This window comes from Bacteroidota bacterium, from assembly GCA_016720935.1.
Lineage (GTDB): Bacteria > Bacteroidota > Bacteroidia > AKYH767-A > 2013-40CM-41-45 > JADKJP01.
This window is the reverse complement of the sequence record JADKJP010000006.1, coordinates 1,074,205-1,095,378: the sequence shown is the minus strand read 5'-3', so window position 1 is coordinate 1,095,378 and position 21,174 is coordinate 1,074,205. Positions and strand designations below refer to the sequence as shown.

The following is a 21,174-nucleotide window of genomic DNA, read 5'->3' as shown; positions in this document are numbered from 1 at the left end:
TGTAGAAATGTCATCAGGCCCGCAACCGAAATCCTTAGATACCACTTACCCGATGACATGGGAAGAAACCATCGTTCATCTGAGAACTCTGCCCGCTTTTCAACAAGTTCTGCATGATTCTTACCTGGACTCTGATTTGGTTTTAAATGCAGAGCGATTTCAATCGTCCGATGAATTCAAAGCCACATTAGAACTACTATTTACCTATGCCCCTGAAGCCAAAACAATTCTGGATGTCGGTTCGGGAAATGGAGTCAGCACCATTGCTTTGGCGAAAAGTGGGTATACGCTCACAGCTCTGGAACCAGATCCCAGCGCGACTGTTGGATGTGCCGCGATCAAAACCTTAGCCGAACATTACGGAATAAATACAATATCAATCCTACAGTCGTATGCTGAAGATATTCCTGCAGAAAATAATTCGTTCGATATCGTGCATGTTCGACAGGCTATGCACCATGCACACAACCTGGAAAAGTTTCTCCAGGAAATTGCAAGAGTTCTGAAACCCGGGGGCTTTCTTTTTACCATCCGGGATCATGTAATTTACAATGAAGAAGATAAGCTCCTCTTCCTGAAATCCCATCCTTTGCAGGAATATTACGGTGGAGAAAACGCATATCGTGAATCAACGTATCTCGCCGCCATGGAACATGCCGGTTTTAAAGTGATCAGGGTGATCCGGTATTTTGATTCGATTATCAATTACTCCCCAATGACGACGGATTCTTTGGCTTCCTTACCAGGTCAATTCACCCAGAATTTGAATACACGTGCCAAACAGAAGTTTGGGATATTAGGTAAATTAGGCCTCTTCCAATATATTTACCGAAAAGCTGTTCAACTGAAATTCGGTGGACCCTTAGACGAGCGCAGGATTCCGGGAAGAATGTATAGCTTTGTCGCTATAAAGCCTGCGCTTACCTAATCAAAACACCACGTATTCAATTCAATCATGCCTACCATCCTGATTACCGGAGGAGCCGGATTTATTGGTTCCCATCTCACCGAATTATTATTGTCGCAGGGTAATACAGTTGTCGTGTTAGACAATTTTTCCTACGGTAAAAAATCCTATTTAGATTCTAATAACCCTGCCCTTTTTATCCATGAGGCGGATATTCTTGATCAAAAAACTGTAACCGGGATTTTCGAGAAACATAAGCCGGAAACAGTTTTCCACCTGGCAGCGATTCATCACATTCCAACCTGCGAACAAAAACCTGAGTTAGCACTCCGTACCAATATTGAGGGTACTGAAAACGTGATTCTCGCCGCACAAAGTGTTCGGGTAAAAAAATTTGTTTTTGCTTCCAGCGGCGCGGTCTACGAAATTGTGGACCATGAATTACACGAGGATGAAACGCCTGTTGTTCCCCACGATATTTACAGCATTACGAAAAGAGCCGGTGAAGATCTGGTTCGTTTGTATGCTGAGCGAAAAGTTTTCAAAGCTGTTTGTTGCCGGTTATTCAATACAGTGGGTGCACACGAAACCAATGCCCACCTGGTTCCGGATATTTTACAGCAAGTTCTTCAGAACAAAACGGAAATCGCTCTGGGAAATCTCACGCCGTTGAGGAGTTATATTCATGTTCAGGATGTCGCGGAAGCTTTCGCAACCATTGGCAGCCGAGACTATGCAAGAGATTTCGAGGCCTTTAATGTTGGTACCGAATTGGAACATTCAGTTTCGGATATCCTTGAGCTCATTGCTGAAATTTCCGGTAAAAAACTCAGCGCATTCCAACATCCCGACAGAATCCGAAAAGTTGACAGACACCGACAGCAGGCCAGTTTGAAGAAAACTATTTCCATGACCGGTTGGTCACCAAAGCGAACATTAAAAGAAGCACTGAACGACGCATATCAGGAAGCGATACATGTTTAACAGAATCAATATAATTATACCGGTACTGGGTAGCAGTTCATGGACCGGTGGGTTTACTTACCAGGCAAATCTGATTGAGGCATTACGAACGCGACCGGATGTCAGTATCTATCTTGTAAAAAATCTGGATCTGCAAATAGAAAATGATGAAAAAAGCAAACTTACCGGCCGGTTTTTTCAATTTGTTTACCAACTTAGAAAGAGTTTTGGAAATAAATTCTCATTGGTGGTCAGAGGTTATAATAAAGAACTTACGAGAAAGCTCAATCGGTATACAGTTGCCCAAATGAATGTTCTGTTTACACATAACAATGCGCATTTATTGAGCAGAAACAACTTGATTAAACTCTATTGGATTCCGGATTTCCAGCATGTTCATATGAGTTATTTTTTTAGTGAAGAAGAAATTATTGAAAGGAACCAGCGCTTTCTGCACGGTTGCGAGCATGCCGACATTATCATTGTGAGCAGTAAAAATGCGCAGAATGACCTTGCAAATTTTGCTCCTCAATATTTAAACAAAAGCAGGATATCCAATTTCGTTTCTAACGTACCAAAAGGTATCTGGGATATAAATCCCGGTCAGCTACTGAGTAAATACTCGATCCCTGAAAAGTTTTTTTATCTCCCGAATCAATTCTGGAAACACAAAAACCATATGCTGGTTTTTGAAGCATTGCACCGTTTAAAGAAGGAAAATATTTTTCCAATCATTGTATGCACAGGTAATCCCACAGATTACAGAAATCCGGAATACAGTAACGAATTGAAAAAGAAAATAGAAGAATGGGAACTCAAGGATCAATTATTCATTCTCGGGTTGGTGGATCACAACGATGTATTGTTACTTATCCGACAATGTATCGCACTGATTAATCCATCACTTTTTGAAGGATGGAGCACTACTGTTGAGGAATGCAAATCAATTGGAAAGAGAGCAATCCTTTCCAACATTGAAGTGCACATGGAGCAAAATCCACCTTTGTCGGACTTTTTTGATCCGCACGATGCAAAATCTCTGGCTGAACTATTGAAAAAGCATTGGCAGGAATTAGCCCCCGGACCGGATCTGGAACTGGAAGAAAAAGCAAAATCCAGTCTGCATCAGCGGATGAATAACTATGCGAATAATTTTGTAAATATTATAAAAGAAAATTATTCAAACCGGAGAATAGATGAATAGCGCGCTATTTCATACGCCGGTACTATTTCTTATTTACAACCGGCCTGAACATACAAGAAAAGTATTTGATGTAATACGACAATTACGTCCGTCAATACTATACATCGCTGCGGATGGGCCAAGAGATCACATTCCGGGAGATCGTGAAAAGTGTGAAGCCACCCGTAAAGTTACAGAAACTGTGGATTGGGAATGCAAAGTCTCTACTTTATTCAGGGATAAAAACAAATCTACCAAATACGCGGTTCCTGATGCTATCGATTGGTTTTTCAAAAATAATAACCAGGGAATTATTCTGGAAGATGACTGTGTGCCGGATCTGAGTTTTTTTAGTTTCTGTGAAACTCTTCTCGAGAAATACAAAAACGATGAACGTGTAATGCACATCAATGGTTCAAATTATTTAAAAGGTAAAAAATACAATTTCAAAGGGTCATATTATTTCTCACGATTATGTCATCCATGGGGATGGGCTACCTGGAAAAGAGCTTGGGAAAAATATGATTTCGAAATGGAAAAACTGGATCAGTTCATTCAAGCAGATAAATTAACAATACTAACTCCAAATAAAGAGTGGAGAAAGTACTATTATGACTTCCTTGAAAAAACCAAAAATGGGCTCATCGACACCTGGGATATTCAATGGTTCTACACAGTATGGAATCTTTCGGGTTTTGTAATTACACCGACAATAAACCTGGTTAGTAATATTGGGTTTGGAAATGACGCAACCAATACAAATTATGAAATTACTCGTCTTGCTGAAATGAAAAAAGGCAAGTTGAAACAAATTCAACCCGATGACAGTTTCGTTGTAAATACGAAAGCGGATCAGCGGGCTGTTGAGATAAAAGTTAAGGAAGGCCGGGGAAATTTAATGCAGAAAATAAACCATAAACTTAAGCTCATTTTCAAATCATCATCCTGAAACCATTCTCTTTTCATTTAAATACACGCTATGCATATTTCAATTTATGGTGTTGGAAGGTCGGGTACAAAGGCGATACAGCTTTACCTGAGTTACCTGCTTGCCCAAAAACACAATTCCGTGTGGATCAATTATGAACCGTATTTCTGGCTTGACCGAAAAACGAACACACTGAATTACGAAGGATTTTACCACCACTCTACTTCTCCTCATATTGTGAGTGATCCTAAAAAATTGTCTTCCGGACATATTCGTTTTTTAAAAAAACTGACAAAACCTGACAAACCCATTGTCACCAAATTCATTCGTGGAAACGGACGAATCAATGCCATTAACCAGATTCTTCAACCGGATTATAATTTTATAATTGTACGTGATTTATACCAGGTTTTAATTTCCGTATTAAAAACCAATTGGGATTTTCTTTCTGTCGGATTCGAATACAGAATGAGTTGGGAAAAATTTATCAGTGAAGTAAAGAAATCAGGGATTGTGGAACAATACGACTGGTGTATCGACAGGATCTATGATCGTTTGGATCAGAATGCATTTTACTGGTATGTAATGAACCTTGCCGCACTTCAATGCACATTTAAGCCAACTTATTTTCTGGATTATAAATCAATTCAGGAAATTGAAGGTATTGCAAATGACATCATTCAACCTAAAGAAAAAGAAAGTATAAAAAATCCAATACTTTCAGGAGATTATATTCATGGAGATTTCCCATTAATTTCCCCTCCGTCCAAACATTCCAAATCCGATTTACTGAATAGTGTTCTTTACAAAACTCAGATCATTGATAAATACGGTTATTTTATTCCAAACCGCAGGATCGGAAATGCATCATCCATCAATCAGGAGTATCAGCTCATTGAATCCGCTTCACCCCCTCAAACCAAGGTGACCATTGAAAAGAAAGATTTGTATGAATTCTTTAACGAAGATATCCGAACAAAATTAACAGCAAAAAGATCCGGCATCTGAACTATTCCGGTCAGAATTTTCATTTGTAAGGATTCTGACATGTTTAGAAGAAGAAAGAAACCAAAATGGTTAAAGAACATCCTAAAATTTCCGTCATCACCCCTTCATACAACCAGGCGGATTTCCTGGAAGAAACCATTTTATCTGTTCTTAATCAAAATTACCCTAACCTTGAATACATCATCATTGATGGCGGAAGTACAGATCGTTCAGTTGAAATTATCAAAAAGTATGAAAAGCATTTAAGCTATTGGGTAAGTGAGAAGGATGACGGACAAAGTCACGCCATCAATAAGGGTTTACAACATGCAACAGGAGAAATCATCTGCTGGTTGTGCAGTGATGACTTGCATGTTTCGGACACCCTGTATACAGTCGCGGAATTGTTCCGACTAAATCCGGAAATTGCATTGCTCCACGGCACTTCGATACTTTTTGGAAATCGAAGAAAGGAACAAATTACCGGAGCTGATTTTAAAGATTTGCCCTTGCGTTATTACGCGATCATTCCATTTCCACAGCCATCATCATTTTTCAAAAGAAAAGTAATTGAAGAAACCGGAATGCTGGATGAAAGTCTGCATTTTGGAATGGATTACGATTTACTGGTTAGAATCGCCCTCTGCTATCCAATCCTGCCGGTGAATAAAGTACTCTCCCGCTATCGTTTGCATTCATCGAGCAAAACTGTCAGTCAGTTCAAACGATTCGCAGGAGACTGGATAAAGGTCTTTTCCCGTTTTCTTCGTTCTGTACATGGAACAGAAAAGTATATTTCATTTCTTAAGGATCAGGGGTTTTACCATGAGGACAACACGAGCTATAAACACCTGAAAGAATTTAATGAGACGGAATTAAAAAGGATTAACTCGCATTTCTTATTCAATCAGCTCGTAATTTATTATGAAGTGTATGACAGAAAAATGATTCACAAAATTCTGCTCCTGCTGAAGGAGACAGATCCGGTATTTTACAAAGAGTATAACCTCCGAAAAGTGGAAATGCGTAAGAATCTCTTCCCTCCTGTTATTGTTCATTTTGTGCGTACCTTTATCCGGTAAATCGCAGATGCCAAAATTTTTTTCCATTATCATCCCAACATACAATCGCTGGAATTACCTCCGGTTAACGATTGACTCCGTCCTTCAACAGACCTTCAGTGATTTCGAAATAATAATTGTCGATGATGGAAGTACGGACGACACATTGCAAAATTTAAGAAACGAGTTTGGCAGCCATCCTCTGATTACTATTGTTACTCAAATAAACCAGGAGCGTGGTGCCGCTCGAAATCATGGATTACGTCTGGCAAAAGGTGAATATTCTCTTTTCCTGGATTCAGATGATTATTTGTTTACGGATCATCTGGAAGTGTTATACACCAAAATAAAAGAGCTAGGCACACCTGATTTCATAGCCTCAAAATTCCAATTCATCAGGGAAAATAAAATTTCTTTCCCTGATGTGTGCAGTCTGAAAGAAGGATTTTACGATTACCATCTCTTTTTGAATGGAAATCCATTGGCCTGTAATATTTGTGTACGCATGGGCAATAAGGATCTCCACTACTTTGAAGAAGATCGTAAATACGCGATCAAAGAAGATTGGATGTTTCATTTGCAAAATCTAAGGCATCATCGTTTGTATCTGATTGACAAGATCACATTACAAATGAATGATCATGATGACAGATCCATGCGTGAAAACAATACAATTATTATCCGGCGCACAAAGCTTGCTGAAGAGTGGATACTGAAGAATGTTGATCTTCAGGGTGAAGATGTTGCGATTCTGAAAGCGCATATTGATTATTTTATGGCCTTACATTCGTATATTGACGGTCAAAACCGGCAAGCGTTGAATTATCTGTGGAAAGCGGTACGTCAAGCCGGATTCAAAAAAAAGTATGCCGTACTTTTCATGAAGTGTGTAGTCGGAAACCGGGTAATACAAAAAATTAAAAAAAACGTCTCTTGAGTAAGACCAAAAATATCCTGGTAATTACCTATTGGAGTTACAATGACGCTCTTATTCAGGCGTACACCCTGCCCTACATTCAGATTTTTGGAAATCTGCTTGACTCCAAAAATGTGGTTTACCTCGTCACTCTGGAACAAAAGCAGCAACGCTTGAACGCGAATGAAAAATCACAGGTAAAGGAACGATTGAGATTACAAGGAATTCGATGGATTGATTTCAATTACCACAAATTCGGCATCCTTGGTTTTTTTTACTGGATACCTTTTTTCATCAGGCTCCTTCTTCTTGCGATTACACGAAATATCAGCCATGTGCATCCCTGGTGTACTCCGGCAGGTTCTATTGGATATCTGGTTTCATTATTTTCAAGAAAGAAACTTATCGTTGACAGCTATGAGCCACACGCGGATGTGATGCTGGAAACAGGTACCTGGAGTAGTTCATCCAATCAATTCCGAATCCTGAGCTGGTTTGAAAAATTACAGGGTAAAAGAGCCAGTACTTTGATTTGTTGCACGAAGGACATGGATGAATATGTTGAACAACGGTATCATTTTCACATCGGACACCAGCTCATAAAACCGGCCTGCGTAAACCTGGAATTGTTTTCGAAAGCGAACCGGAAAAATCCGTATCTCCTGAAAAAGCTCAATCTGGAAAATAAAATTGTTTGTGTTTATGCAGGAAAATTTGGCGGGCTCTATCTTGAACAGGAGGTTTTTGATTTCTTCAAGGTAGCCTATGACTTTTGGGGAGAACAATTCAGAGTTGTGTTGCTGACGAGTGAAAAACAGGAAAACCTCAGTGCATGGATGAAGAATGCCGGAGTTCCTGAACATATTTTTATTCGAAAATTTGTATTCCATTCACGTGTACCTGACTACATGGGTCTGGGTGATTTTGCCATTAGTCCGTACAAGCCTGTCCCATCCCGGAAATATTCCGCCCCAATTAAAAATTCAGAATACTGGGCGCTTGGCTTGCCAGTCATCATCACGAAGAATATTGCTGATGACAGCAAGATCATCAAAGAAGAAGGAATTGGCGCTGTGATCGAGAATCTCACTGACGAAGATTATCTCAAGGCGATAAAAACAATGGATCAATTGCTGAAAGAAAACACCCTCGATCAATTGTATCAAAAAATTCGCCCTATTGCTGAGGAACAACGAAACTTTTCAAGGGTAAAAAATATTTATGAGCAAATTTATTAGTCGTTATTTTTTCTGCAGGTACTAATTCGAGAATTGCAAGGGAAAATTTCTATGCGCCTGCAATTGTTTCTTTTATCTCATTCTTTTCCCTTTGTAATTCCTGGAAAGTGTGATGAATAATAAACAAACTTGCTACAAAGAATGGGATTGCAGGAATTTTATAACGAACGAGACTTCCAAAATTAGAAGTGGTGAGTCCGACTGAAAACGAAAAGAAAAGACTAAAGAAAACACTGAAGAACAGAATGTGATGCCTGAACATGAGAAGGAAGAGATTGTAAACTCTCATTTTCAAAACAAGGTATATTGTGATCATCAGTAAGATGAAATTCTCCAGACTGGACATTAACATACCTGCGTTATAGGCTTCCCACAAGTACGGTCGAAACAGGGCCGCGTTGATAGCAGCCGGAACTTTTCCAAGAATCCCCTGTACGGTAGGATCAAAGTCTCCGATATCGAAAGATGAACCCTGGTAATATTCCTGTTTCAAATCCTGGTTGGTAACATACGCTTTATCAAGAACTTTTGTAACAGAATATTCACCGAGTGTTTCACCCATAAGCCGAAGCATGAGGTATCCGGAAAGTACGGACAATACGATGAGCAAAGGTGCGACCGATGACTTTACCAGGGGGTTCGTCACTTTTGAAAGCTGATACCCAACAAACCACAATATTGATCCCGGTAATACGGCGAAAAAGATGTAAGGCTTAATCAGAATGAGGACGTAAGAACTGAGGATGATGTATACAACATTTCGCAGGACTTGCTTTCTGATTTTCAACAGATGGTGAAAGGAGGCTGTAAATGCGGCTACAGCCGCGAATGTCATGGAATCCTTTAGTAAGCCGGAGCCCCAGAAAACCACAGATGGCATGAATAAAATCGCGATTGCAAATTCCCGTTGCAAATTTGGGAATTCAATGAGAAACATCTGATACAATCTCCAGATAGAGAAATAACACACAAAGGAAAGCAACATCGTCTGCCCGATAAAGCTATTGAAACTAATGAATGCAAAAATCCAGTTGATTTGATCTACGGCCATAGATTTAGCATCATAGGAATAGAAGGGCCAGCCGGTTTCGCTATCGAAGGAATAGAATGTCTCGGCATCCAAAGGCAGGAAAGTAAAGCGGATAGCCTGCCAGGGATTCTTCACAAATAATTTACTGACAGAAACGCAATCCATGTGATAGTTCACTGTATCCCCACCACCGTAATAATAAACATAGACAAGGCAAACAGCAGCACCGCCCAGCATTTTTACCATTAACCCGGATACATAATACCTGTAGCTGGGATTTGTGTCAATGTGTTTTGACCGGATACGGTGGGCAACAAAGAAAAAGATAACCAGGTAGATAGGCCCAATGATCAAATCTACTACCGATAATATTTCAAGCATAAAAAGATTTTGTAATCCAAAGTTACAAATTTTTGTCTTAATTGCATGATAAATTTGCCTCGTAAAAACGAATGTCCGGCAACAATTTGAATGAACTGACGTAAACTGACAACACCGGATTTTTTAGGTTCCTTATGAATATTCTTTATTTAACGTATGACGGTCTTTCAGATCCATTGGGACAATCCCAGGTAATACCTTACCTGCGTGGTTGGAGAAAGATGGGACATGAAATCACCATCATGAGTTCCGAAAAAAAAACGAGGCCGGAGTTAATTGAATCAATTTCCAAGATGCTGAAAGAGGAAGGCATTACCTGGAAAAATATTTCTTATACCAAAAGTCCGCCGGTATTGTCAACGGTCTTTGACATTCTTCGAATGAGACGTTACTGCAAACGTTTATTAAAGGAGTCAAAATATGATATTGTGCATTGCAGGAGTTATGTCCCCGCTCTGATAGGCGAACACCTCAAAAAGAAATCAGGATTGAAATTTATTTTTGACATGCGGGGCTTTTATGCGGATGAACGTATTGATGGAGATATCTGGAATCAGAATTTACTTGTGTATCGATGGATCTACAGATTTTTCAAAAGAAAAGAAGCACGTTTTCTTGCCTGTGCGGATTACACGATTTGTCTGACGGATTCAGCAAAAAAAGAAATCGAAACCTGGCGCAGCATTCCTAACCGTCCTGTGCCCATTGAAGTAATCCCTTGTTGTGTAGATACAGATTATTTTCACCCCGACAAGATAGATCAGCAACAACGTACAAAAGCCGCTGAAGAACTTGGGATCACTGAAAATGACCTGGTCTTGTCCTATCTGGGAGCAGTGGGAACCTGGTATATGCTGGATGAAATGTTGGATTTTTTCAAACAACTTTTGATCCGATATCCCAATGCTAAATTTTTATTTATCACACACGAGCAAAAGGATCTCATTATCAAGAAATTGACTGCAAAAAACATTCCTGCTGACAAGCTGATTATTCAAAAGGCAGATCATGAGCAGGTTCCTACATATTTATCTTTGTCAAACTTATCCATCTTCTTTATCAAACCGGTTTATTCGAAGATGGCATCTTCTCCTGCTAAAATGGGAGAGATTTTGAGCATGGGAATTCCCATTCTTTGCAATTCAGATGTAGGAGATACTACCAAAATAATCGGGTCTACAAAAACCGGTGCAGTATTACAATCGTTCACTGATGAAGATTATGATTTTCTTATTGACCAGATTCCGTCTTTATTGAAAACACCGAAAGCCAATATTCGCGAAGTTGCTTTACAGTATTTTTCACTTGAAAAAGGAGTTAAAAAGTACAATGAAATCCACCAGAAAGTTCTCAAATCAACACGTAACTGTTAATCCTCTGGAAAGAATCTTTGTTCATCCATGATGATAGGATTCATTCTTAATGATAGTCATTGCACGATAGATTTGCTCCACCAGAAACAAGCGGATCATCTGATGTGTCAGTGTAAAGGACGAGACAGAAAGTACAAGATTGGCCTTCTTTTTCAGTTCTTCATTTACTCCATAAGCGCCACCAATGATAAAGATGAGGCGTTGGTGCCCCTGAACCATCCACTGCTGAATCTTTGCAGAGAATTCTACTGACGATAAAGTCGCTCCTCTTTCATCCAGGAGTACTACCAAATCTCTCGGTTTCAGTCTCGACAATACATCATCGCATTCAGTCTGAATTACCTTTAATGGGTCAGTTCCGGGGCCGGATGGAATAATCGTGATGGAAACCGGCAGGTAATGTTTCAATCGTTTGAGATATTGGTCAATTCCTTCCTGAAGGTATTTTTCAGTGGTCTTTCCAATAAAAAAGAGTTCACATTTCATAAGCTTCTTTCAGGGATAAATATACAATTCCGTCAGTTGACAATATGCCGTTAATAAGCCGGATAAATAACAGGATTGAGACTCCAAAATAAGTGTATTTTAGCAGTTCATTGATGCATCTGGCTTGATGTTTGCGAAAGAAGCTCATCTGAATAGCATGAAAAAATCAACTGTTTTTATTCTCCTTATCACTCTGGCTGTCAAAGTTATGGCGCTGGATATTTACGAAGAAATCTCGAATGCGATCAGAAGTGGTGATTCCAGACAGATTTCCACATTCTTCGGCAATTCGCTCGACATGACGATCGGTAATCAGGAAGATGTTTACAGCAAGGCTCAGGCTGAGTTGGTTTTAAGAGATTTTTTCGCAAAGAACACACCAAAATCGTTTCTCGTCAATCATAAAGGATCTTCAAAGGAAGGAACTTTATATGCCATTGGAACACTTCTTACCACCTCCGGAAAATCTTTTCGTACATCTTTTTACCTCAAGTCATCTGGCGGAAAATACATCCTACAGGAATTAAGGATTGAGCCTCAATAACAAATAGTACATTTCATCCGGAAATGCACCACATGAGCATTTCCGGAACTAAATTATTTGTCTCAGGAATATAATTAATCAATAAACTCAGGTCTTTTCCGAATCTTTACACCATGGATTTATCACAGTACCCTCATTACGGATTGTCTGTCAGTGATTTTATACGACAAGCTTTATTAGAAGACACCGGCGACGGAGACCACACTTCCCTGAGTACCATCGGACAATCTGAGCAGGGCAAAGCGAAAGTGATGATTAAAGAAAATGGTGTGGTAGCAGGATTAGTTGTAGCGGATCAGGTATTAAACATTGTGGATTCTTCCATGGTTGTTAAAACCCTTTTTGCGGAAGGTGCAAGTGTTAAATCAGGAGATGTTGTGATGAATGTGGAAGGCTCAGTACGATCGATGTTGAAGGCCGAACGCCTCCTGCTGAACTGCATGCAAAGAATGAGCGGAATCGCCTCTTTAACAAGACGTTATGTAGATGCAGTTGCAGGAACAGGTGCGGTCATTCTTGATACGCGAAAAACCACTCCCAATTTCAGATTATTTGAAAAATGGGCTGTTACATTGGGTGGCGGTATGAACCATCGATTTGGATTGTATGATATGATTCTGATAAAAGACAATCATGTAGATGCTTCGGGTGGTATCAAGGAGGCATTGCGTAAAGCGAATGCATATCTGAAGGAACAAGGTAAACAACTTAAGATAGAAATTGAAACACGGAATCTTGAGGAAGTAAAACAGGTGATTTCAGCAGGTGGTGCCGACAGGATTATGCTGGATAATTTCAAACCGGAAATGATTCGTGAAGCAGTGAATCTGATCAATCAGAAATTCGAAACTGAAGCTTCGGGAGGTATTACTCTGGATAATATTCTGGAGTATGCGAAGACCGGTGTGAATTTTATTTCTGTTGGAGCCCTCACACATTCTTACAAGAGTCTTGATATCTCAATGAAAATTGTGAAATGAGAAATCAGAATCCGCCACCGGTTCAAAAGGTCATTGTCAAAAAGGTTTTAAGAGTAATTCTCTTCTCTCCTCCTATCCGTACGCTCATCGATTATTCAAAACGTGTCGCTTTACCGGGTTTTGACAAATTGCCAATTTACGATGTGGCGGATTTCTTTTTCACCGGAATACAACGCGGCTCCATTGTAACCAGGGCACAGTCACTTGCATTCAGTTTCTTTCTGGCTATTTTTCCTGCTACCATTTTTCTCTTTTCTCTCATCCCCTACATTCCTATTCACGATTTTCAGTCGCAGTTACTCGAACTCATTCAGAATATTTTGCCAAGTAATGCTTACGAATCCGCACGGACGACTATTGAAGACATTATTAAAATTCAGCGGGGAGGGTTACTCTCCTTTGGTTTCGTCTTGGCGCTATATTTTACTACGAATGGTTTCATGACAATGATGAGAGGTTTTAACAGCTCTTATCATGTGGTAGAAACCAGAACTCCATTTAAGCAAAGAATGGTCGCGCTGGTATTAACGGTGTTACTTACTGTACTTGTTATTGTATCTACAGCACTTATTATCTTTAGTGAAATCGCCACTAAATATCTGGTCAAACACAGTATCCTGAAAACAAAAACCCAGATAGCGCTCTTGCTTTTGGGTAAATGGGCGGTTGTACTGGCACTCTTTTTTATAGCCATTTCATTTCTTTATTATTATGCTCCTGTGATGCGGAAACGCTGGCAGTTTATTTCGGCCGGGTCTACATTCGCGACATTGCTCTCGATCATCGTTTCCACCGGTTTTGCTTACTTCGTAAATCATTTCGGACAATACAATAAAATTTACGGTTCAATCGGGACACTCATCGTCATTATGCTTTGGATCTATTTCAACAGCCTGATTCTGATCCTTGGCTTTGAATTGAACGCTAGTATTGACAATGCCAAGAAGCAGGTCAGGAGGGTGTTCTGATATGTCCAAATTCCAGGTGACACTATGAATTTCCGACGAACACATTCCATTTTTCTATCAACTCTCTGACTAAAAATTAAATTGAACTGAACCTGAACTACAAAATCATCATCTCTATGAAAAAATGTTTTGTCTTCTTCTCGGTTTTCATAACAACACTCAGCTTTTCATCAGGCATCTTCGCACAAAAACCGGATTCCAGATTCAATGAAGCATTGCAGTTGAAGGATCAGAACAAATGGGAAGAATCGATGACCATTTTTTCTCAATTGTTAAAGAGTGATTCTTCGAATATCGATTATCTCACAAATACCAGTTATTTATTCTGCAAAATCGGGAACAGACAAACGGATGAGTCTGCACGAATGAATAATTTTAAGAAGGCGGAGTACTTGTCCAAAAAAGCCGTAGCGCTGAACAACAATAGCGCCCAGGCTCATTACAATTACGCGCTTGCATTGGGTCGCATCAATGAAAACGCCAGCAGCAAACAAAAGATCGCGAATGCGAAATTGATCAAGAAGGAATGTGATGACGCGATTCGTCTGGATCCAAAATTGGCAGGCGCCTGGCATATTTTAGGCAGATGGCACAGAACCATCGCCGGGTTTAACTTCGCTGAAAAGGCAATGATCAATACCTTGTTTGGAGGAGTTCCGGAAGGAGGATCATACGAAGCTTCCATTGATTGTTTTTCAAAAGCGATTTTGTTAGAACCGGACGCGATGCTTCACAAATACGAGCTGGCGCTCTCCTATTCCGAACGTGACAATAAAGGTGATGATGTGATGTGCAAAGTTTGGTGTAAAAAGGTAATCGATATGATCCCCAAAGATGCTGATGACAAAGACACTCAGGAAAAAGCAAAAGCGCTTCTGAAAAAAGTCAGTTAATTCTTTTTCTCCCAGGGTAAATATTTGTGGAATTCAGGGACTATTTTTTGAGAATAGATGAGGATAAAATAGAGAAGCGATACGACACCTGAACGTATTATGATATCCAGAATTTTATTGTCAGGATGCGGGATCATCAATCCGATTCCAAAACAAAGTATGAGACTTAGCAACACTCTTACATTTCCTCTTTCAAAGGGTTGTAGTCCGAAGAATTTCCATACAGTCAGAAACAACATCAGATTGTAAATCAGAGAAGCAATACAAGTCGCTATTGCTGCACCTGCTATACCATAAATCGGTATAAGGAACATTTGCAATGCAAGGATTATAACCGCAAGCAGAACCAGGAAAAAGGCTCCGAATTTGAATTTCTCCGAATTAAAAAGAATTGACGCGTTCAGACCTGTCGCCATATTGAAAAGAGTTCCAATACTGATGATATAGACTACGATCTCCCCTTCTTCGTAGCCTGACGGAAGGAATCTGAGCAGAGTGTGAATGTTTACGTTAATATTCAGAAACAGAAAACCACCGAGCAGGAAAAGATACAAACTCGATTTACGATAGATTTCCCGGATTTGGGAATGATCATTTTCTGCCCACGCGAAGGAGATTTTCGCGGAAGCAATTTTGTCGATTGCATTTAGTGGAGCTTCGATCACAGTCGGGACGAATGCCGCGATGGTATAGATCCCAACAAAGGAAAGCGGAAGGTATTTTCCGATCATTATGGAGTCAAAGTATTTGAGTCCTATAGACGCAATGTTGGCAAACCAGAGCAGCAAACCATAGCGTATCAGTTCAAACATTTTCTTTTCACGAAAAATGGTCCAGTCTATTTTGAATCCCGGCCGGTCGAATTGAAAGATATACAGGATCAAACCGAGAAACTGAATTGCATAAACCCCAACAAACAGCGCGACGAATTGATTCAATGTTACCCATTTCATAAAGTAGATGGAAACAACGATAATTGTCAGAATACGAACCACAACATCATTGATGAATGCGGGTACTGTTGACTTGTAATTGGCGAAACAATAGATGCTGAGTACTGAAATAAAGCCGTTGAAAAAGATCAATGGAAATACCCAGTTGAAATATTCGAGAAACAATGGACTCTGCGTCCTGTACTGATTCAGGATAAAATCCTTGAACAGAAAAATCACCAGGCAAGACAAAACAAATCCTGCCAGTGGGAACAAATTCATGAAAGCAAAAAAGCCATGGTTTTTATTTTCCTTGTCTTTGAAAAGCGGAAAATAACGGATGGCAGCATTCCCAATTCCGAGTGGAATAAACATGGCCACCAGTATGGAAAATGAATACAGTATCCGCGTCAAACCAAGTTCTTCCTTTGTCAGGAATTGGGGCTGAATCACAATCAGGTTGATGAAGCCAATACCAATCCCGAGGTAACTGGAGATTGTGTTGGTGATTCCCTGACGTTTGATTACTCCCATTCTTGTCGCGATGCTTAGAGGCAATGATACTGCTTTTTTCGGAGCTGTTGTTCCGGGTTTCTCACGGCTATTAACATCGTCCGGTGGAGTGAAAAACCTTTGAAGTTATCCGGATTTCAACCAATATTTCCATTCATTTCAAGAGCTGTAAACGAAGGATCAGTGTCGAAAATTTTCTTAATTTTGTTCAATTCATGGTGCGGAAAAAATCCATGTAAAATCAGAAAAACATCTATCAATGAAACTGGAAGGTAGCAGGGTACTCGTCATCGGCGGAGCTGGTTTTATCGGCTCACATGTTGTTAAACGTCTTCTAAATGAGGATGTTAAAGAGATTGTCATTTATGACAACTTCGTTCGTGGCAAACATGAGAACATCAATCAATCCTTAAAGGATCCAAGGGTTAGAATTTTTGATGTAGGTGGTGATGTACGCGATATTGACATCCTTCACGATGCCATGAAAGGCATGGATTATGTTTTTCATCTGGCAGCGATGTGGCTCTTGCATTGCAAAGATTATCCGCGTACTGCTTTTGAAGTCAACATAGCCGGAACTTTCAATGTGCTGGAAGCCTGTGTTAAGAACAACATCAAGAAACTGGTCTACTCCTCTTCCGCTTCTGTTTATGGCGATGCTTTACAGGTTCCGATGACCGAAGAACATCCTTTTAACAATAGAAATTTTTACGGTGCCACCAAAATTGCCGGTGAGGCCATGTGTACTGCATATAATGACCGGTACGGTTTACCGATTGTGGGATTACGTTACATGAATGTATATGGACCCGGACAGGATCAGAATGCTGCCTATACAGGTGTTATTCCGATTATGCTGAATAAGATTGATCAGAATGATCCTCCAACCATCAATGGGGACGGAACTCAGGCTTATGATTTTATTTATGTTGATGATGTCGCTGAATGCAACATCAAAGCACTTACAAGTCCGGTGAATATTGGTTTTTACAATGTCGGTACGGGTATACAAACCACTATCCGTGAATTGTGCAACCTCATTCTTTCTCTAAAAAATTCGGACCTTCAGGTTACGTATAAGCCTTATGCACCGGACGATGCAAGACAATTTGTAAAAAACAGAATCGCGTCGGTTGACAAGGCAAAAAATGAAATCGATTTCTACTTTTCTACATCGCTGAAAGATGGTTTATTGAGACTCATCGACTGGCGAATCGCGCAACAAAAAATTTCTGCAATCTAAGCTCATGTGCGGTATAGCCGGATTCCTGTATGCTGATAAACCGGTTTCGGATAACGGCATCATCAAAAAAATGTTGAGCAGAATTGCACACCGTGGTCCGGATGGAGACGGTGTTTATGTGCACGAAAACGTTGCACTCGGTCACAAACGACTCGCGATTCTCGATTTGACTTCTGCCGGGAAACAACCTATGTCCACAGAAGATGGTTCATTGGTGATCACCTTCAACGGGGAGATTTACAATTTCGCGGAACTACGCAATGAACTTATCCAGCGTGGTCATTCCTTTTCCTCAAGGACAGACACAGAAGTAGTATTGAAGGGTTATCTTGAATGGGGTGACGAAGTATTTAAAAAGCTGAACGGAATGTTCGCTTTGGCGATTTACGACAAACGTTCAGGAGAATTGGTGATCGCTCGTGACAGATTCGGTATTAAACCGGTGTATGTAAGCATCCAGAATGATAAAATCATTTTTGCATCAGAGATCAAAGCGATTCTTGTTCATCCCGGTTATCAGTTCGATATAAATTACGAAGCACTCAACGAATATTTTACTTTTCAGAATCTTTTTCGTTTTCATACGCTCTTTAAAGGGATTCAATTGCTTGCTCCCGCGAGAATATTGAAATTCGACAGGCAGCTGAATTTGAAAGAATGGTCTTACTGGGATTATAATTTCACCGATACGGATGAACGCATTGATGAAAAGACTGCTGAGGAAGAAACTTTTCGTCTCTTTCAGCAAGCAGTGGAACGTCAGATGGTAGCCGATGTACGTGTGGGCTGTTACCTCAGCGGTGGTATGGATTCGGGTTCGATTACATCGGTAGCAAGCAGACAAACATCCCGACTCGCGACATTTACTTGCGGATTTGATATGTCGGCAACGACGGGTCGAGAGGCAAATTTTGACGAACGCCGCGATGCTGAATTGATGGCCAGTTATTACAAAACGGAACATTACGAACAGGTACTGAACAGCAGCGACTTGTCATGGGCCATGCCGAAGCTGGTGTACCATCTGGAAGATTTGCGTGTTGGAATGAGTTATCCGAACTATTACATTTCCGGTCTTGCAAGCAAATTTGTGAAAGTTTGCCTGAGCGGTGCCGGAGGAGATGAATTGTATGGAGGTTATCCCTGGAGATATTACCGTGTAAGCAAATCGCTGAACCGCGACGATTATTTTAAAGAATACTACAGCTTCTGGCAACGTCTCGTGAATGATGAGGATAAAAAGCAGTTGTTCAATTCAGAAGTGTATTCAAAAACACAGGCCGGCAGAGATCCATTTTCTGTTTTCAAAAATGTGTTTTTGTATAATGATAAACTCAGTTATGGTTCACCTGAGGACCATGTAAAAAATTCCTTGTATTTCGAGGCAAAAACATTTCTTCCGGCTCTTTTCCTTGTTGGTGATAAACTGGCAATGGCGCATTCCATGGAAGAGAGATTTCCGTTTATGGACAACGACCTTGTGGACTTCGCTCAGAAAATTCCTGTGCGTTATAAACTCGGGAAATTTGATGAGATGACACGGATCGATGAAAATGATTTGGGAAAACTCAGGAGATATGAAATGCAATTCGATGACGGGAAAAATGTTCTAAGGAAATCGATGTCCAGAATTTTACCGCAGCAAATTTTACAACGAAAGAAACAAGGATTTTCCGCGCCGGATGAATCCTGGTATCGTGGAGAGAATTTCCAGTATGTATCCGCGCTAATTACGGATAAGAAAAAATCCAGGTTGCGTGAATTTATCAACCCGGCATACATTGACAAAACGCTTGATGAACATTGCAATCAGAATGTAAATCATCGTTTGCTGATCTGGTCATTCATTTGTCTGGAGTGGTGGTTGCGCCATTTTGTTTTTAATGAAACTGAAGAAACAGCATGAAGATTTTAGTCACAGGAGCATCCGGATTTATTGGCAGCCACCTGGTTTCGGCATTGTTACGAAATCCGGAACATGAAGTGTATACAGCTGACAGATCTGTTCTTTCTCCACTTTCTTCAAGGCACTACCCTATTCAGATTGATTTCGGAGGTGAATTTATTCTTCCCGGAAATCTTCCAAAGCCGGATGCGGTTGTGCATCTTGCTCAATCCCGTCATTACAGGGAATTCCCTGATAAGGCAAAGGATATTTACATGGTGAATGTAAATTCCACATTTCAACTCATTGACTGGTGCAAAAGAAACGGAGTTTCAAAATTCATCTATGCATCTACGGGGAGTGTATATAAAAGCTCCACAGCAATTTTAAAGGAGAGTGATGAAACAGAAGCATCAAACTTTTACGCGGCTTCTAAACTTGCCGCTGAAAATTTATTGAGACCCTACAGTGATTCCATCTCCATAGCCATACTTCGTTTGTTCTCTCCATACGGGCCCGGACAGAAAAACATGCTGATCCCGAACATCATTGATAAGATTTTGTCGGGAGGAGAAATACAATTGAATCAAAACAAAGGTTTGTTGTTAAGTCCGATTTACATTGACGACTGCACTGAAATCATCAGCAGGTTAATTTCATCAGAGATCAAAAAATTTGAAATCCTGAATTTGGGCGGATTGAAAGAAACATCACTGAGGGAGATTATTGACCTTATTGCTTCTCAATCAGGAAAGAAAGCTAATGTGAAGATCCAGGAAGGAAATGTCGTGAACATCCGTTGTGATTCTTCCAGAATTTACAATCTTACAAAATACCAACCACTGACTACATTGCAGGAGGGATTAAAAAAGTGTATGCTATGACTAGTATGAACAATACAGCCGAAAGTTTTTTCAGCAAATGGAAAAACAATCCGGACCTTGCCTTTTCTGAAACTCTTCGTGAAGGTTCAGATATCCGAAACTGGATATTGAACAGAAACGGATTTCAGTCGGCAGCTGAATTATCTTCTTTCCTGAAAAACAAAAAAAGAATACTGGATGCGGGATGTGGAAATGGCCGGGTTACCGCATTGTTGCGTACGACTGCTCCTGCAGAAAGTGAAATTGTAGGGATTGATCTTGTTGCCAGTGAAATCGCGAAGAAAAATCTTGACAATGCTCCGAACACTTCGTTTTATGAGAAAGATCTCATGAACGATCTCTCTGACCTTGGCACCTTTGATTTTATTTATAGTCAGGAAGTATTGCATCATACTGCAAATGCTGAAACCGCTTTTCTCAATCTTGTGAAATTATTATCCTCAGATGGAGAGATAGCGATATACGTTTATAAGAAAAAAGCACCATTGCGGGAATATTCCGATGATTTTATCCGTGATAAAATAGCAGGATTGAGTTATGAGGAAGCAATGAAAGTTTGTGATGAGATCACGAAGTTTGGAATGGAATTGCACAAACAGAATGTAAAGGTTACTGTACCTGCACTTGATGTCATGGGAATTGAAGCAGGCGAATACGATGTACAAAGACTGATCTATCATTTTTTCTTCAAATGTTTCTGGAGCGACAGCATGAGTTTTCATGATAATTCCGTTATCAACTTTGACTGGTATCATCCACAAAATTGCACGCGACATACCACAGAAGAAGTCAGAGGTTGGTTTGCCAAAGCCGGTCTGAAAGTGACTCACGAGTTCACGGATTTTTACGGAATAACCATGCGTGGTAAAAAATAAATAA

At 40.1% G+C, this 21,174-nt stretch carries 20 protein-coding genes; 17 read left to right on the top strand and 3 right to left on the bottom strand.

Annotated features, from left to right (window positions below; genetic code table 11):
* Positions 1-7: 7 nt before the first annotated feature.
* From IPP86_12700 to IPP86_12665, 8 genes are all read left to right on the top strand, one after another.
* Entirely contained in the window at positions 8-928 is a 921-nt protein-coding gene (locus IPP86_12700) for a class I SAM-dependent methyltransferase (GenBank protein ID MBL0139365.1), read from the top strand.
* Positions 929-955: 27 nt separating this feature from the next.
* Positions 956-1,891: an NAD(P)-dependent oxidoreductase gene (locus IPP86_12695; protein ID MBL0139364.1), complete on the top strand. Its 936-nt coding sequence runs from the start codon at positions 956-958 to the stop codon at positions 1,889-1,891.
* The gene (locus IPP86_12690) at positions 1,884-3,074 is read left to right on the top strand and encodes a glycosyltransferase family 4 protein (GenBank protein ID MBL0139363.1); all 1,191 of its coding nucleotides are present in this window, start codon (positions 1,884-1,886) and stop codon (positions 3,072-3,074) included. Before IPP86_12695 ends, IPP86_12690 begins: the two co-directional genes overlap by 8 nt.
* Complete coding sequence (locus IPP86_12685; GenBank protein ID MBL0139362.1) at positions 3,067-4,002, top strand: nucleotide-diphospho-sugar transferase; 936 nt, start codon at positions 3,067-3,069, stop codon at positions 4,000-4,002. The genes IPP86_12690 and IPP86_12685 overlap by 8 nt, the downstream gene beginning before the upstream one ends.
* Before the next feature lie 30 nt (positions 4,003-4,032).
* Positions 4,033-4,989 carry a hypothetical protein gene (locus tag IPP86_12680; GenBank protein ID MBL0139361.1) on the top strand — a complete coding sequence of 319 codons (957 nt, stop codon included), beginning with the start codon at positions 4,033-4,035 and terminating at the stop codon, positions 4,987-4,989.
* Positions 4,990-5,054: 65 nt separating this feature from the next.
* A complete protein-coding gene (locus IPP86_12675) occupies positions 5,055-6,050 on the top strand; it encodes a glycosyltransferase (protein ID MBL0139360.1) in 996 nt (331 codons plus the stop codon).
* Positions 6,051-6,057: 7 nt separating this feature from the next.
* Positions 6,058-6,966, top strand: a complete 909-nt coding sequence (locus IPP86_12670) for a glycosyltransferase family 2 protein (protein MBL0139359.1) — start codon at positions 6,058-6,060, stop codon at positions 6,964-6,966.
* Positions 6,963-8,183, top strand: coding sequence for a hypothetical protein (locus IPP86_12665; protein ID MBL0139358.1), 1,221 nt, complete (start codon positions 6,963-6,965; stop codon positions 8,181-8,183). The genes IPP86_12670 and IPP86_12665 overlap by 4 nt, the downstream gene beginning before the upstream one ends.
* A gap of 49 nt (positions 8,184-8,232) precedes the next feature.
* Here the strand turns inward: IPP86_12665 and IPP86_12660 are convergent, their stop codons facing one another.
* A complete protein-coding gene (locus IPP86_12660; GenBank protein MBL0139357.1) occupies positions 8,233-9,594 on the bottom strand; it encodes a hypothetical protein in 1,362 nt (453 codons plus the stop codon).
* 134 nt (positions 9,595-9,728) lie between these two features.
* Between IPP86_12660 and IPP86_12655 the strand changes: the two genes are divergently transcribed.
* Positions 9,729-10,967, top strand: a complete 1,239-nt coding sequence (locus IPP86_12655) for a glycosyltransferase (protein ID MBL0139356.1) — start codon at positions 9,729-9,731, stop codon at positions 10,965-10,967.
* Positions 10,968-10,988: 21 nt separating this feature from the next.
* Here IPP86_12655 and IPP86_12650 read toward each other — a convergent pair whose 3' ends face one another.
* Positions 10,989-11,453, bottom strand: coding sequence for a 23S rRNA (pseudouridine(1915)-N(3))-methyltransferase RlmH (locus IPP86_12650; protein MBL0139355.1), 465 nt, complete (start codon positions 11,451-11,453; stop codon positions 10,989-10,991).
* Positions 11,454-11,610: 157 nt separating this feature from the next.
* Here IPP86_12650 and IPP86_12645 point away from each other — a divergent pair, with 157 nt between their 5' ends.
* From IPP86_12645 to IPP86_12630, 4 genes are all read left to right on the top strand, one after another.
* On the top strand, positions 11,611-11,997 hold the full coding sequence (locus IPP86_12645; protein MBL0139354.1) for a DUF4783 domain-containing protein: 387 nt from the start codon (positions 11,611-11,613) through the stop codon (positions 11,995-11,997).
* A gap of 113 nt (positions 11,998-12,110) precedes the next feature.
* A complete protein-coding gene (gene nadC, locus IPP86_12640) occupies positions 12,111-12,977 on the top strand; it encodes a carboxylating nicotinate-nucleotide diphosphorylase (protein ID MBL0139353.1) in 867 nt (288 codons plus the stop codon).
* Complete coding sequence (locus tag IPP86_12635) at positions 12,974-13,945, top strand: YihY/virulence factor BrkB family protein (GenBank protein ID MBL0139352.1); 972 nt, start codon at positions 12,974-12,976, stop codon at positions 13,943-13,945. Before nadC ends, IPP86_12635 begins: the two co-directional genes overlap by 4 nt.
* 116 nt (positions 13,946-14,061) lie before the next feature.
* Complete coding sequence (locus IPP86_12630; protein ID MBL0139351.1) at positions 14,062-14,838, top strand: hypothetical protein; 777 nt, start codon at positions 14,062-14,064, stop codon at positions 14,836-14,838.
* Here IPP86_12630 and IPP86_12625 read toward each other — a convergent pair.
* Entirely contained in the window at positions 14,835-16,304 is a 1,470-nt protein-coding gene (locus IPP86_12625; GenBank protein ID MBL0139350.1) for a polysaccharide biosynthesis C-terminal domain-containing protein, read from the bottom strand. The genes IPP86_12630 and IPP86_12625 overlap by 4 nt on opposite strands.
* A gap of 238 nt (positions 16,305-16,542) precedes the next feature.
* Between IPP86_12625 and IPP86_12620 the strand changes: the two genes are divergently transcribed.
* From IPP86_12620 to IPP86_12605, 4 genes are read left to right on the top strand one after another with little or no spacing between them, the layout of a single operon-like run.
* Positions 16,543-17,526 carry an NAD-dependent epimerase/dehydratase family protein gene (locus IPP86_12620; GenBank protein ID MBL0139349.1) on the top strand — a complete coding sequence of 328 codons (984 nt, stop codon included), beginning with the start codon at positions 16,543-16,545 and terminating at the stop codon, positions 17,524-17,526.
* Between the two features lie 4 nt (positions 17,527-17,530).
* Positions 17,531-19,432 (top strand): asparagine synthase (glutamine-hydrolyzing), encoded by a 1,902-nt coding sequence (asnB, locus tag IPP86_12615; protein MBL0139348.1) that lies wholly within the window; start codon positions 17,531-17,533, stop codon positions 19,430-19,432.
* Positions 19,429-20,295, top strand: coding sequence for an NAD(P)-dependent oxidoreductase (locus IPP86_12610; protein MBL0139347.1), 867 nt, complete (start codon positions 19,429-19,431; stop codon positions 20,293-20,295). Before asnB ends, IPP86_12610 begins: the two co-directional genes overlap by 4 nt.
* Entirely contained in the window at positions 20,292-21,170 is an 879-nt protein-coding gene (locus tag IPP86_12605; GenBank protein MBL0139346.1) for a class I SAM-dependent methyltransferase, read from the top strand. The genes IPP86_12610 and IPP86_12605 overlap by 4 nt, the downstream gene beginning before the upstream one ends.
* The last annotated feature ends 4 nt before the right edge of the window (positions 21,171-21,174 follow it).